Origin of the sequence: Leptolyngbya sp. FACHB-1624, assembly GCF_047649235.1 — a bacterium.
Classification (GTDB): Bacteria; Cyanobacteriota; Cyanobacteriia; order Leptolyngbyales; family Leptolyngbyaceae; genus Leptolyngbya; species Leptolyngbya boryana.
Map to the genome: position 1 here is coordinate 5,722,374 of NZ_CP180258.1, position 13,845 is coordinate 5,736,218.

Annotated in this window: 15 protein-coding genes; 7 read left to right on the plus strand and 8 right to left on the minus strand. The window is 47.0% G+C overall.

Annotated features, from left to right (window positions below; all coding sequences use genetic code 11):
• The first annotated feature begins 30 nt into the window (after positions 1-30).
• Positions 31-546 (plus strand): hypothetical protein, encoded by a 516-nt coding sequence (locus ACMUEV_RS27270; RefSeq protein WP_190651406.1) that lies wholly within the window; start codon positions 31-33, stop codon positions 544-546.
• On the opposite strand, the gene xisF is transcribed toward ACMUEV_RS27270, so the two are convergent.
• The 3 genes from xisF to ACMUEV_RS27285 form a co-directional block, all read right to left on the minus strand.
• A complete protein-coding gene (gene xisF / locus ACMUEV_RS27275; protein WP_190651408.1) occupies positions 543-2,015 on the minus strand; it encodes a fdxN element excision recombinase XisF in 1,473 nt (490 codons plus the stop codon). The genes ACMUEV_RS27270 and xisF overlap by 4 nt on opposite strands.
• Positions 2,016-2,042: 27 nt before the next feature.
• Positions 2,043-2,936 carry a RecQ family ATP-dependent DNA helicase gene (locus tag ACMUEV_RS27280; RefSeq protein WP_199329498.1) on the minus strand — a complete coding sequence of 298 codons (894 nt, stop codon included), beginning with the start codon at positions 2,934-2,936 and terminating at the stop codon, positions 2,043-2,045.
• Positions 2,937-3,014: 78 nt separating this feature from the next.
• Positions 3,015-3,416: a hypothetical protein gene (locus tag ACMUEV_RS27285; RefSeq protein WP_017286031.1), complete on the minus strand. Its 402-nt coding sequence runs from the start codon at positions 3,414-3,416 to the stop codon at positions 3,015-3,017.
• A 232-nt stretch (positions 3,417-3,648) separates the two neighbouring features.
• Between ACMUEV_RS27285 and ACMUEV_RS27290 the strand changes: the two genes are divergently transcribed.
• From ACMUEV_RS27290 to ACMUEV_RS27305, 4 genes are all read left to right on the plus strand, one after another.
• The gene (locus ACMUEV_RS27290; RefSeq protein WP_190651410.1) at positions 3,649-3,987 is read left to right on the plus strand and encodes a hypothetical protein; all 339 of its coding nucleotides are present in this window, start codon (positions 3,649-3,651) and stop codon (positions 3,985-3,987) included.
• 118 nt (positions 3,988-4,105) lie between these two features.
• Positions 4,106-5,077: an ABC transporter ATP-binding protein gene (locus ACMUEV_RS27295; protein WP_199329500.1), complete on the plus strand. Its 972-nt coding sequence runs from the start codon at positions 4,106-4,108 to the stop codon at positions 5,075-5,077.
• Positions 5,078-5,079: 2 nt separating this feature from the next.
• Positions 5,080-6,738, plus strand: a complete 1,659-nt coding sequence (locus ACMUEV_RS27300) for a hypothetical protein (protein ID WP_190651412.1) — start codon at positions 5,080-5,082, stop codon at positions 6,736-6,738.
• Between the two features lie 91 nt (positions 6,739-6,829).
• Positions 6,830-8,020 (plus strand): M28 family metallopeptidase, encoded by a 1,191-nt coding sequence (locus ACMUEV_RS27305; RefSeq protein ID WP_190651414.1) that lies wholly within the window; start codon positions 6,830-6,832, stop codon positions 8,018-8,020.
• Positions 8,021-8,079: 59 nt separating this feature from the next.
• On the opposite strand, the gene ACMUEV_RS27310 is transcribed toward ACMUEV_RS27305, so the two are convergent.
• Entirely contained in the window at positions 8,080-8,568 is a 489-nt protein-coding gene (locus tag ACMUEV_RS27310; RefSeq protein ID WP_017286026.1) for a crossover junction endodeoxyribonuclease RuvC, read from the minus strand.
• A 50-nt stretch (positions 8,569-8,618) separates the two neighbouring features.
• Between ACMUEV_RS27310 and ACMUEV_RS27315 the strand changes: the two genes are divergently transcribed.
• Both ACMUEV_RS27315 and ACMUEV_RS27320 read left to right on the plus strand, forming a co-directional pair.
• A complete protein-coding gene (locus ACMUEV_RS27315; RefSeq protein WP_190651416.1) occupies positions 8,619-9,275 on the plus strand; it encodes an endonuclease III domain-containing protein in 657 nt (218 codons plus the stop codon).
• 55 nt (positions 9,276-9,330) lie between these two features.
• Positions 9,331-10,005: a M15 family metallopeptidase gene (locus tag ACMUEV_RS27320; RefSeq protein WP_190651418.1), complete on the plus strand. Its 675-nt coding sequence runs from the start codon at positions 9,331-9,333 to the stop codon at positions 10,003-10,005.
• On the opposite strand, the gene mnmA is transcribed toward ACMUEV_RS27320, so the two are convergent.
• The 4 genes from mnmA to ACMUEV_RS27340 are packed head-to-tail and all read right to left on the minus strand — an operon-like array spanning position 9,973 to position 13,797.
• Complete coding sequence (gene mnmA / locus ACMUEV_RS27325) at positions 9,973-11,091, minus strand: tRNA 2-thiouridine(34) synthase MnmA (RefSeq protein ID WP_317135180.1); 1,119 nt, start codon at positions 11,089-11,091, stop codon at positions 9,973-9,975. The two genes, ACMUEV_RS27320 and mnmA, sit on opposite strands and share 33 nt — an antisense overlap.
• Positions 11,092-11,093: 2 nt before the next feature.
• Positions 11,094-11,792: a hypothetical protein gene (locus ACMUEV_RS27330; protein WP_190651420.1), complete on the minus strand. Its 699-nt coding sequence runs from the start codon at positions 11,790-11,792 to the stop codon at positions 11,094-11,096.
• Positions 11,793-11,806: 14 nt separating this feature from the next.
• Positions 11,807-11,986 carry a hypothetical protein gene (locus tag ACMUEV_RS27335; RefSeq protein ID WP_190651422.1) on the minus strand — a complete coding sequence of 60 codons (180 nt, stop codon included), beginning with the start codon at positions 11,984-11,986 and terminating at the stop codon, positions 11,807-11,809.
• The gene (locus tag ACMUEV_RS27340) at positions 11,983-13,797 is read right to left on the minus strand and encodes an aspartate kinase (RefSeq protein WP_017286021.1); all 1,815 of its coding nucleotides are present in this window, start codon (positions 13,795-13,797) and stop codon (positions 11,983-11,985) included. Before ACMUEV_RS27340 ends, ACMUEV_RS27335 begins: the two co-directional genes overlap by 4 nt.
• Positions 13,798-13,845 lie beyond the last annotated feature (48 nt).

Here is a 13,845-nt window from a genome sequence, read left to right on the forward strand (position 1 = left end):
GAATAATAGTGTTTTCATCCCCATAGTCTTATGATGAGTATTCTCAAATCCCTCACCCTTCTGAGTATTCTGACAGCTTCTCTTCCCGCGATCGCCCAAACTAAACAGGTTCTTGATGCGGGATGTCGTCAAGGTACTTGCTGGGAATCATCGCTGATCAGCAAGAAATTGGTTCATCAAAATCAGCTTGGTGGAGAGCCAAGTAAGCTCTACAAACTTGAGGTTGAAAATAAGCGCACAGGCAGATCAACCCAGATCGAACGAACCTCACGATGGGTATATTGCTCAACCAGTGAACCTTTTGTAGCATTCAGCCCTTCACCCAAGGAAGATTTGATTTATTTTCACTACCTGAATCCTGGTGGCGATGTATTCGGTGCTAATTCTGGTTCCAATAGAACCTACTGGGCAATCTGCCACGATGCCTGGAATGCTAATGTTTTTAGACCAGAAGAAGGACTAGCTCGAAAAGTTAGACAATTAGGATATTCCCTCACACTGCAAAGTGTTCAAAGAGAAATTCCTAAGCAATTATTCCAGCCCTAAACCTTCAAAATAATCTGTTCAACTTCTCCATTACGAACCACAATTTTCTCAATCAGTGCCCGATAGATCTGCTGCTTCTCTTCATCATTGAGAGTCTTCCAATAGAGCGGATCACTAAATACCTGAAGTAATAAATCACGCTTGGTTAGAAGCTCAGAAGTGACATTCTGTTGAGCTTTCTGGTATTGCTCAATCTGTTGCTTTAAGTCTTCTACAATTCCGGCTGCTCGATCTCCTGGTGCAGATTGATAGAAGGAAAGCTCTGCACGTAATGATAGGATTTCCGGAGAATCAGTAGTAGTGCTGGGAGGTAGTTCGGCAAGTCGAGTAACCTCTTCAGTCCGTTGAATTAGAGCCTCGATTACGAGTGGTTCGATCGCATCATGGCGGATACTTGTTTTCTGAAGACAGGTTCGCATCCGGTAATTTTTACATTGAAATGAGAACTTTCTAATTGTTGGATCAGTTCTAAGTCGGTAATTTTGAACTGAACATCGTCCTCGACACTCTCCACAAATGATCAATCCCGTGAATGGGTGAATTAAATCGGTCTTGTAAGCATATCCTCCATGTTTTGAATTCCAATCCAGAACCGCTTCAATCTCCTGATACTCCTCATCGCTCATTAAACGATGATCGGGATGAGTGTTATAGCGAATATCCCAGAGATGCTTATGACGCTGACGTTGATGATATGCCCGACCATAAGCAATATGTCCTCGTAGAATTGGATTATTCAGCCACGAAACAAAGCCAGCAATACTAAAGCTGAGACTATGCTTTGGTTTGCGATTTGCTTTAACGCCTTCTGTTTTAGCTTTAATGAAAGTTCGGATTCCATATCTATCGTTAAGCCAGAGAATAGTCCGGCGAACAGTTCGGTATTCCAAAAACTTTTCAATTAATTCCCGCGCCACTTCAGCCTGACTTAGCTCGGTTTGAGTCTCAATAATGCAAACATAGGGTCTGTGGTCAAGTTCAAACCTCTCACCTATTTTTCGATATCCAAATGGAGCAAAGTAGGCTGCATTGCGATCGCGATGATGTTGATGTCCTTGCTTCACTCGTTTGGACAATCTTGCACTGTATGCTCGTGCTTGGATTACTGCTTGCCCTGCCATGACACGTCCATCAGGGTCAGATAAATCAATGTAGGGTTGGTCAAGACTAACTAACTTAATATCCTGCTCTTCTAGCAATTCAAAAACCCAAAATGATCTAAGCTCATTCCGCGCTAGTCGATCGATATCAGTAACACAAAGACGCTTGCCTCTTGCGGCTCCAGTTTGAATATAAGCAAGCATTGCCTCAAAATCTGGACGCACCACACCTTTTTTATAAGCTGATTCAGTATCCGCCCAAATCTGAGTACATCCGAACTTTTTAAGCCGCGCAATCTGATTGTCAACGCTATGTCCCTTTGCCTGTTCATCGCTGGAAACCCTTGCGTAGCCTAGATCGCCATCCACGAAACTCACCTCGATTTAACGTACTTGCTATCGTACATTGAATCCCATGCCAAATGCACAGGTACAAATGACGAACCTTAAGCGATCGCTGATCCAATCCTGTTCAATGCATCGGCGATCGATGGATTTCAATCCAGCATGATATGCCCCGGTTCGATGCCCTTGTTGTGTGAGCCATTCTGCAAGCTCCTCACTTTCGCTTCGCGATCGCACATAGACTAACCCCGATCCAACCTGAGAATTAATCACAGCAAGTAATTTCTGTCTGCGCTGTCGCGGAGTCGAAACCGATTGAATTTGCAGATTCAAATTCGCACGATACGGGCTGATTCGGAAGGTTTGTGGCTTTTCAAGTTGTAAAATCCGTTCAATCGTTGCTTGAGCCAATGGATTCGCAGTAGCAGTGAAAGCTGCGATCGTAATGCGATCGCGATTGTTCGATAAGGCTGCTCGCACTGCTCCAAGCCGATAGTAAACAGGTCGAAATGTCTCACCCCACTGGGTTAAACAATGCGATTCATCCACAATCAGAGTGTTAATTTTAACTTCGAGCAATCGTTGCCAAACAGATGCGCTGAGTAACGTTTCAGGAGAAAGATAAAGCAAACGGTAACGTGCGATCGTGCTCAAAATCCGCTTACGCTCTGCGGCTGGAAGTTCACTATGTATCAATGCGGCTGGAATTCGGCGCTGTTGCAAATCTTGAACTTGATTCTCCATTAAAGCGACGAGAGGAGATACCACGATCGTTAATCCAGATCGCATCACTGCTGGCAGTTGAAAACATAGAGATTTACCCCCGCCTGTCGGGAGAACAATCATCGCATCTTGATTATTCAAGATTGTTTGAACAATCTCACCTTGAGGCGGACGAAATTCAGAATAGCCCCAGAACTGTTTTAAGCGATCGTGTAAAAGCATAGATAACTGAGGCAAGAACTGAGAAGGCGACTCAGTTTACCCAGCTTCAGCTACACGATCGCTAAGACAAAAGTAGCATTAGTTACCGACCAACATATTCATCATTTCTGCATGTAGAAATGCAATATCGGGATCACGTTGAATCGCTTGGTCATACTTCTGCTCAAGGTTCGATCCCGTTACAGCGGGACGAAGAAGCTGTTTTGTCTGCGCTAACAATTCGCTTGCTTGCTCCATCGTAATCGGTTCTTTCGCATCCAACGCTTCATCAATCTGCACAATGAACTGCGAAATCGGTCGTAACCAAGCAAACCGCTGGTCTTCCAGCACTAAGCGAAAAAACTCAGTATTCGTGACTCGTCCATGTTCTTGCTCATAGCCCATCCGCTCTCCATCCAATAGGGCTTTATGCAGCCGTAAGAGCGCGAAACGGACTTGTCCCAAGCGTTGTAGCGTCGCATCAAACTCAGTCAAAGACATCCGGCAAACTCTGGTAAACACTGTCTTCATCTTGGCATATTCACGCGATCGTGGAGTAAGCCTCAGCCGCCGATTCGCGCCCCAAAAACTCTATCAAAAGTTCATACAGGCAAGCGATTTATTAAGCTTCTGCTGGAATATCGAGAGTCTCAAGGTCACCGCATTTGCGATTTGGGAATCTTAAGGTCACCGCGGTGACGATGCGGAAATATCTTTACTCAATCTCAAAACTATGCGCGCTTCTCAATCTCTCTCTCGCTTCGTGATTGCTCTAGGCTTGATGACCGCATCATTTGCACCGATGCACAAGGCAAACGCGGAAAATGCAACGGCTTATCCGGCTGAAACAGTCGCAGCTTTCACGAGCACTTGTACTGAACAAGGCAGCAGCAAAGGAATTCCGGCTGAAGTTATGCAACAAATTTGCGCTTGCAGCATCGAAGCCCTTCAAGAACAGTATACCTTTGAGCAGTTTGCGAAAATTGATGCGGATTTAGGCGCTGGCAAACCTGCACCTGCGGAGATGGACATGATTGTTCAGGGTTGTGTTAAAGAATTTATTAGTAAATAGACAAATTCTTCTGATTTAAAATTAACGGGAGCATAATTATGCTCCCGTTTTTTGTAAAGAAATTCCGCATCTGAAAATTCTGAGGTTAAGCTATCGTTCAAATGACTTACGTTGACGTATGGCAAGTCCGCAACTCTCTGCGCCGATTCAGCGATCGCTGGCAATTTCTACACAATCTTTAACGAAACGATTCGATCGTCGTCCCGTCGTGAGTGATGTCCATCTCGACATTGCGAGCGGCGATGTCTACGGATTAATCGGACCGAACGGAGCCGGAAAGACCACCTTAATTCGGATGCTGGCGCTGATCGAAGAACCCACGATCGGCGAAATTCATTTCAACGGTCAGTGCTACGATCGCCATAATACTGCTGAGATTAAGCGCTATCTCGGTTATCTTCCCGACGACTTTCCGCTCTATGACGACCTGAATGTCTGGGATTATTTAGATTATTTTGCACGGCTATATCGACTGCGTGAACCGCGACGCTCCCGAAGACTCTACGAAGTGCTCGAACTCGTTCAACTGACTCACAAGCACAAGGCTCCGATCTCGACGCTCTCACGGGGAATGAAACAGCGCTTAGGATTGGCGCGTACCGTCCTGCATGAGCCGATGATTTTACTTCTAGACGAGCCAGTTTCAGGGCTTGATCCCATCGCTCGAATGCAGTTTCGAGAAATTATTAAAACCTTACAATCTGCAGGCATGACGATTCTGATTTCCTCACATGTGTTGAGCGATCTAGCAGAATTGTGTACGTCGATCGGCATGATGGAATTAGGTTATCTTGTGGAGAGTGCATCACTTCAAGATTTATTTGCTCGTCTGAGTCAGCAGCAAATTCTGCTTTCAACTTTAGGATCATTAGATGATCTCACACGAGAACTTAAACATTCACCCTTCATTCAATCTGTTGAACCTGTCTCAGAGACTCAACTCAAAGTCGCATTTTCTGGAAATCAAGAAAATAGTGCTGAATTACTACGATCGCTGATTCAAGCCGGAATTCCGCTGACCGAGTTTCACTGTACACAAGAAGACCTCGAAACGATTTTTCTCAAACTTGGACATCAACAGGCATCATGACTATGCTGGATCAAATTGGTAATCTCAACCCCCAACTTTTACGAGAACTGAAAGGGCGACTGACTTGGCGCAATATTCTAATCGTGGGCGCACTCTCGATCGTGGCTCAAGTGCTCGTCTTTCTCTGGTTTTATGGTCAACTTCCAACCCCAGAGGCCTATCAATATAATCCCTACTGTGGGCACATGGTCGGCGGTGAGTTTATTCAAGGTTGCACCGAGAATGTTTCTGCCAAGACTTTCGCGATTGATTGGATGCTGTGGTGGCAGCACTTTGCACAAGCGTTGCATACCTGTATTCCCTTTGTCTTAATGCTTTCAGGAACGTATTTCTTACTCAGCGATTTGCAAAATGAGGAACGTCAAGGCACGCTTGATTTTGTGCGATTAAGTCCACGATCGGCATCAAGCATTTTACTCGGTAAAATCTTGGGTGTTCCGATTTTGGTGTATTGTGCGATCGCATCTCTGCTGCCTTTACATATTTTTGTCACCTCAAGAGCGGGAAATCTCAGCTTTTTGCCCAGTTTCTACATGATGCTAGCAGCAGGCTCATATCTGATTTTTAGCTTTACTTTGCTCTTTGGCTTTTTTAGTAAATCGACTCTCAAGCGATCTGCTCAGGCGCTAGGTGTGACCATCTTCTATGTGTTGATGGTTGGAGCTATTTTTGTTCCAGGATACATCATGTGGAATTCAGAAACGGTCTGGAAAACCTTACTAACAGCGCCAATTTTATATATCACTTCTCCTGATTCAAGTTGGTTTTGGTTTAGCTTACCAATTAGCAACAATACAGCGATCGCACATCTGTTTACGCTTTTGAATATTGCGATTCTCAATGGATGGGTGTGGCAAGGCTTAGCGCGATGTTTCCATCAACCTAGCACCACAATTTTGCACAAGCGTCAAAGCTATGGATTAGTCTTTTATCTGCAAAGCTTAGTGCTAGGTCTGAGCTTTCAGACTTATGTGAGTAAAGGCACAGATGCACCCCAAGCATTCGGAACCGTCTTGCTCCCAATTGTCCTGAATCTGCTGATTTTTCTACCTTTGGCTGCAATTCTCTCCCCCCAACGTCAGGCGGTCATGGATTGGGCGCGATACCGTCACACTCAATCGCCGCGATCGTCACTTTTGAAAGATCTGTTGTTTCATGACCACAGCCCAGCCGGCCTCGCAATGATGGTGAATTTAGCGATCGCTGGAATTCTTTGGCTTAGCATCTCCACATTTGGAACCGATCGAATCTGGAATGGCACACAACCCAATGCACTTTTGGTCTTGATTAGCCTCACAACGCTTGCACTTTATGCTGCAATCATGCAATGGCTGGTCATTCAGAAAACGTCCAAACGGAATTTTATTGCGATCGCGTTGATTACCATCTTGCTCTTGATTCCGCCTGCATTCGCTGCGCTCCTCTCTTCTAGAGGATTAATTTCGATCCCGCTTAGAGACATGGTGCTCCTCACATCGCCTTTTCTTTGGAGTGTATCTCCCGAGGTTGTATCCCCCCTCGCAGTTTTGAGCGCGCTGCTAGGTCAACTCAGTTTCATTGCTGGAATTAATGCACTGATTGCTCGCCAAGTTCGTCAAATTGGTGCTTCTGAAATGAAAGATCGATTTGCTAGACTGCAACCCAGTGGTTCAGCGCAATAGCTCTGATGGGGAGATAGGGAGCAGCAATCTGAGTCTGATTTATTTCTCCCCATCCCCCCACTCTCCACTCCGCAAACTTCATAAGGTATCTATGCTTTTCAGGTCGCGACGCACCTTGCTCAATCTTGCGATCGCAATTTTCACGATCGTGCTTTCCCTCAGTTTGGGAAGTCCAAATTTTGCAACGGATTTACTCACTGCGGATGTACAAGCTTTAGTCAAAATGGGAGCGCGGGTCACAGGATCGCCTGCTGCTGAACGAGCTAGCGAATTTTTGGTCAATGAGTATCGCAAAGCAGGCTATCAAGTTGAAATCCAACCCTTCAGCTATCCGAAATTTGCAGATGTCGGCTCTGATTTGACCGTCAATGGAACTGCGATTCGAGTTTGGGCAATGGTGCGATCGCGATCGGGTCATCCTTCTGGAAAGCTCGTTATAGTTCCAAATTATGGAACATCTGAAGACTTTCAAACAGTGAATGTCAAAGGCGCGATCGCGCTGGTTCGACGGGGTGGAGGACTAACATTTGCTCAGAAGATTGATCATGCAGCAGCAGCAGGCGCGATCGGGATTGTGATTGTGAATAACCAACCTGATAATGTTCGCGGCATGTTGATGCAACCTTCGCCAATTCCTGCTGCCGCGATTTCTGGAAAAGATGGTGCACCCTTACTTGCCCAAACCACTGAAGCACAAGCGACACTAAATGTGCAATCTCGCCCAAATGCAGTCGGACGCAATATCATTGCTCATTTGCCGAATGTGAGGCAGCCCAAGTTGATCATTGGTGGACATTTTGATTCAGTAGAAAACTCACCCGGAGCCAATGATAATGCCTCTGGAACTGCGGTGATTTTGGCATTAGCACGTCAGTTTGCTCAGTCTACTGAAGCGCAGCAAATTTGGTTTATCAACTTTGATGGCGAAGAAGATGGACTGAAAGGTTCAGAGGCGTTTGTCGAGCAACTAGACTCGGCGGTGCTCAAGAGCTTGAAAGGAATGATCAATTTTGACATGGTTGGCGTGAACGATCGCTTATTGATTGATGGTTCAGGAGCCTTAAGCGCGGTAGCGACGCAATCAACGCGCGAAGAAGTGAGATCGAGTCGATTTGGCAGAAGTGATCATGCTTCTTTTCAGGCAAAAGCAGTTCCAACCTTGTTCTTTTTCCGAGGCAAAGACCCAAACTACCATTCGCCGAGTGATAAAAGTGTCGATCCGCGCTTACTCAAAGAAACTCAGCAAGCTGCTAGTAAAATTATTTCGCAGTTGCTCAAATAATCGTTGTCTAATTGCGACTTTGCTAAAGGCGTACCATCGAAACCTCGACCTTTGTGCAGCTATTTCACATTTGCCCGCGCACCCGATTGGGCAGCAAACGCGATCGCTAATCCGTCTGCCGCATCATCTGGCTTAGGAATTTCAGATAACCCAAAAATCATCATCACCGCTTGCTGCATCTCTGATTTCTGTGCGCCATATTTGGCAACGGAAGCCTTCACTTGCGATTGATGTAAAAAAATTGGCTCATTTAGCCCATATTCTCCCAAAGCAAGTTCAATCACTCCTAAGGCGCGCAGTACCTTGTTTGCAGAGGTTGTCTCACGCGTAAAAAACGGCATTTCCAAAGCAACTGCATCGGGTTTGATCAACTCACACAGTTCGCGAATATCATCGTGAATCTGCTTTAAGCGATCGTAAATGAGCGAAGTCGAGGCGGTCTTAATTACGCCGTAATCGATGACATGATCATCTTGAATTGCACCATATCCGATCGTTGCGATCGCAGGGTCGATTCCTAAAATAACTTTGCCTTGTAATGTGAGCATTATGGTTCGATGGACTATCGGCTTCCATAATACACCCGCACTATCAAAACATGTCGAAACAACCGTTTGAGATCGATCAGGTCATAGCTCGAATTCGTGAGGCAGTGCAAGAATTTCCCAAAGCTGCCATGTTTGAACTCTACGAAGATGGCTATCAATCGTTGTTTGAGCAATTGATTAGCTGTTTGATTTCTGTTCGGACTTACGACGAGGTGAGTTTACCCGTTTCGCGGCGATTATTTGAGCGAGCGCGCACGCCTGAAGAGATCGCTCAATTGTCGATCGCAGAAATCCAAACCTTAATTCAAGACTGTACCTACCCAGAGCAAAAAGCCCAGCAGATTCATACGATCGCCCATCAAATTCTCACAGAGTACCAGGGGGAACTTCCAGCCGATTTAGACGTATTACTCAAGTTCAAAGGAATTGGGGTGAAATGCGCGCATCTGGCACTAGGAATTGCCTGTCATCAGCCTTATATCAGCGTCGATACACATGTGCATCGAATTACGAATCGCTGGGGATACGTGCAAACTAAAACGCCAGAAAAAACCACGATCGCACTCACGGCAAAGTTGCCAAAACAATACTGGATCGAGATCAATCAACTGCTGGTTCCATTTGGTAAACACATTTGTACTGGAAAACGCCCTCACTGTGCGACCTGCCCGGTGCTTGAATGGTGTGAACAAATCATTCAGCCGTAGGGAACTCTGAGTACGATCGCTGAATCCATATCAATTAGTTGGTTATGCCCTCGCCATGCAAGTTTCTCGAATTCAATTTCTATTTACGTTCGTTGTCGCTTTGACGATCGCGCTGTTCCTTCACAACCCAGTTGGAGCAGTTCAACTCAATCCAACGGTTCTCGTTGACATTCGATCGATTAATCCTCGGATTGCGCTCGACATTCGCTACGCAACAACAAATAATTTTGTCAAACAAAAGCTTTACCCTGAAGCGCGATGTATTTTACGCGCGGCAGCGGCACAACAGTTATCCCAAGTGCAAACCGCTTTAGAAGCACAAGGATTAGGGTTAAAAGTATACGATTGCTACCGCCCTTTAGCGATTCAAAGAGCACTTTGGGCGATCAAACCGGACGATCGCTTTGTGGCAAATCCAGCCTATGGATCGCGCCATAATCGGGGGATGGCAGTTGATCTTACGCTCGTCGATCGCGCTGGAAACGAATTACCAATGCCGACCGGATTTGATGATTTTAGCGATCGAGCGTCTCGCAGCTATAAAAATCTGCCCGCAAACGTGCTCAAAAATCGTCAAACGCTCGAAGACGCGATGGTGAAAGCGGGTTTTATCCCGCTTGCGACCGAATGGTGGCACTTTGACGCAAAAGGCTGGCAGAATTACGCAATTCGAGATATCCCGTTTAGCGCCATTCCTTCAACTGCGCTCAATAATTCCACCGCCAAGTAGCACTTCACCGTCGTACCAAACTGCCGCCTGACCGGGTGTAATACTAAATTGCGGTTCATCAAACACAATCCGCACGCGGTTTCCTTCTAAAGGAATCACCGTTGCAGGAGTCGCGGTTGAGCGATAGCGAATTTGTACTTCTGCTTTAATTGGGGCTGTTGGTTGAGCGATCGACACCCAATTAATCCGCGAGACATTACATTCAGGGTTTTGCGCCTGCGATCGTTCTCCGACAATCACACGATTCATCACCGCATCTAGCCCGATCACATAGAGAGGTTCACTGTGCGCGATTCCTAAACCTTTGCGTTGCCCGATCGTATAGTGATGCACCCCTTCATGCTGACCGAGAACTTTACCCGATTGATCGACAATTTCGCCTTGGCGAGGCGCAATGTATTTATCGAGAAATGCCTGCATTGAGCCATTCGCTTCGACAAGACAGAGATCTTGACTTTCTGGCTTATCGGCAGTGTGCAATCCGAACCCTGCCGCAATTTGGCGCGTTTCAGTTTTGTGCTTCTCACCCAATGGGAACAGCACTTGAGACAGGACGGTTTGATCGAGATCGTAGAGAAAGTAAGATTGATCTTTGGATCGGTCGATCGCTCTTAACAGCTGATATCGTCCAGTCGTTTCATCGAATCGAATTCGCGCATAGTGACCTGTGGCAATTTTCTCGATTCCCAAGGTTTCCCGCGCATACTTCAGCATCGGAGTAAATTTCACGGCTTTATTGCACTGCGAACAAGGCAAGGGCGTAATGCCTTCGCCATATCCTGCGACCAGATAATCTACGATGTTTTCTTGAAACACATCCCGACTATCCACAATGTGATGCGGGATGCCCAACTCCTCACAAAGTTTTGCAGCATCGACCATGCCTTCTGAGCAGCACTGACCTTTCCCTTTCATCAACCAAAGGGTCAGCCCCACCACGTCATAGCCTTGATCGTGCAACGTGGCAGCAGCAACAGAACTGTCCACCCCACCGGATAGACCTACCACAACTTTGTTCATCGGAGTGTCATCATCAAAAATCCCTTCTAGGCTAACATTTTGCTGTGAGATTCGGGGATTCGGCACATTCAATTAATCGTTGAAAACTGACGCAGCAATTCTTCTCGTGACGCGGATAAGAGGATTGGCGTAAATTCGTTCGGAGGCAAGGTTGCAATCCGATCGACAATTCCAGCCAGTTCTGAATCTAGAGCGTTAAACCGCGACATGAGCAGACTCTCGATCGTCGATCGACGTTCCTCCTCTCGTCCTTCTTCTCGCCATTCCTGTCTGCGCTGTAGATAGATTGGGGACAAATTCATAAATAGTTCCTCCTCGTCTTCAGTCAGATTGCGCCGTAGCTCTATCATAGTGCGCCATTCAGTTAACAATTCCAGAACGATCTCTTTCATTCGGTGATCATCTGGCAGAGCATTGAATTCCTGAATCGCTTTTTTCTGCGATCGTCCACGACCGAGAATCCGAAGCCATAAAGTATCCGGAGTCTGTGGAAGTTGATGCAGGACAATTAACCCAGTGCGATAAGCATTTGGGTGATGATAGATGCCACTTTCCCAGGTCCGTTTTCGGCGATTGGCTCCAAATTCACGACGCAGTTCGACAGAAGCAGAAGGAACCAGAATCCAAAGCCGAGGCATGAACTCTGGGGGAATCGTTCGTTTTTCGCGGTTGGCTTTGCGGAGCAGTTCTCGACGGAGGGAAATGAGTTTGCCCACACAGTCGAGAATTTGGTCTTCGTCAGCAGGATTTCGGAAGGGTTCGATCAAACAAGGCGTAGTGGTCAGCTTTCCAAGTAAGCCGAGGTAGGCTCGTTCAGATTCCTCGACGGATTCAGGAACGAACCAGATATCGGCGTAGCGAGTTCCGCCTCAATTGGGAGATCGGGTGTGACTTGCCCGATCGGAGAAAGCAGTTCTTCCAAATACGCCTTGGCAAAATGATCGTGAGGCGTTTGGGTCATGCAGAGACTTGAATTCTCTGAGTTCCTGCCAGTTCAAATGCGGCATGAATCGCTTGCAGTGCTTTCACACCTTGGTCTTCTGACACGACACAACTGACTTTAATTTCAGAAGTCGCAATCATTTGGATGTTGATTTCGTGCTTGAAGAGTGCCTCGAACATTCGAGCGGCAACTCCGGGCTGTCCGACCATTCCAGAGCCGACAATGCTGACTTTTGCGATCGCGCTATCGACCACAACCTCGCCATAGCCAATTTCCGATCGCGCAGCTTCAAGCGTTTGTTTCGCTGCATCCGCATCCATTTGCGCCACGGTAAAGGCAATATCACGTGTCATCACACCATTCACCATGCGGCAGCGCTGCGATTGAATGATCATATCGACGCTGATGTTCTGACCGGCAAGAAGCTGGAAGATTTTTGCCGCCATGCCCGGACGATCGGGAATGTAGCGGACTGCAACTTGTGCCTGCTTCACATCTAACGCAACCCCTCGCACAGCAGCAGCAGAACTCGGTGCAGCTTGTGCCGATGCTTTGACTCCAGATTGTGAGATTTCAAAGACTTGGCAGAGGGCAGAAATTGCGCGATCGCAATCCACTTCATCCACCACACAACTGACTTTCACTTCAGACGTTGAAATCATTTGAATATTGATTCCAGCCTCTGCCAAAGTTGAAAACATTTGAGCTGCAATCCCCGGACGACCAATCATGCCGGCTCCCGCGATCGTGACTTTGGCAATATTTTGCTCAATCATCACGTCAGGAGCGGATTCTGGATTGATCGCATAGCCTGCGGTTAGAGCCGGAATAATTGCGCTGGCAACCGCTTCAGCCCGAGTCAGAGAGTTTTTGACCACTGTGAAGGCAATATCATTCGTATTTCCTTCGTGAATCGATTGAATAATCAGATCGACATCCAGTTTTTGCGAGGCAATCTCGCCAAACAATTTCGCGGCAACACCCGGACGGTCGGGAACTCGTAGCAAGGCAACTTTGGCTTGATCAGTGTCGAATTCAACCGCATCGACCGGACGAGCGATTTCTAAGCCTTCGAGCGGGCGCGGCTGCGGTTGAGGCGATCTCACCCAGGTTCCAGGATCATCTGTCCAGCTCGATCTCACAACTAAGGGAATCCCATAATTTCGAGCAATTTCAACAGCACGCGGATGCAGAACTTTCGCCCCCAGGCTCGCGAGTTCTAACATTTCATCGCAGGTAATCTCCGTCATCAGTTGCGCGTCTTCAACCAATCGGGGATCGGCGGTGAGAATGCCTGGAACGTCGGTGTAAATTTCGCAGAAATCAGCTCTGAGAGCAGCAGCCAAGGCAACGGCTGATGTGTCAGACCCGCCTCGACCCAGCGTTGTAATTTCCCAATTTTCAGTACTGCTGATGCCTTGAAAGCCTGCAACAACGACCACTTCGCCTTGATTGAGATGGCGTTCTAAGCGATCGGTAGCAATTTTCAGAATTCGGGCGCGGGTATGATGCGTTTCGGTAATGATTCCAACCTGCGCGCCTGTGAGCGAAACGGCGGGCTGTCCGGCTTCGTGGAGTGCCATACTCAAAAGCGCGATCGACACTTGCTCTCCAGTGGACAGCAGCATATCCATCTCTCGACGATTCGGAGTGGCAGAAATATCGTTTGCCAGTTTGACTAATCCATCCGTCGTTTTTCCCATCGCTGAAACGACGACCACCACAGAATTTCCAGCCTCAACGGTTTTCTTTACTCGTTGCGCGACGGCTTGAATTCGTTCGACCGTTCCGACCGAAGTTCCCCCATATTTCTGCACAATTAACGCCATGTGTCCCCACTCCCAAAGCTTCGCCTTGCATCATCAGTTTGATTTTAT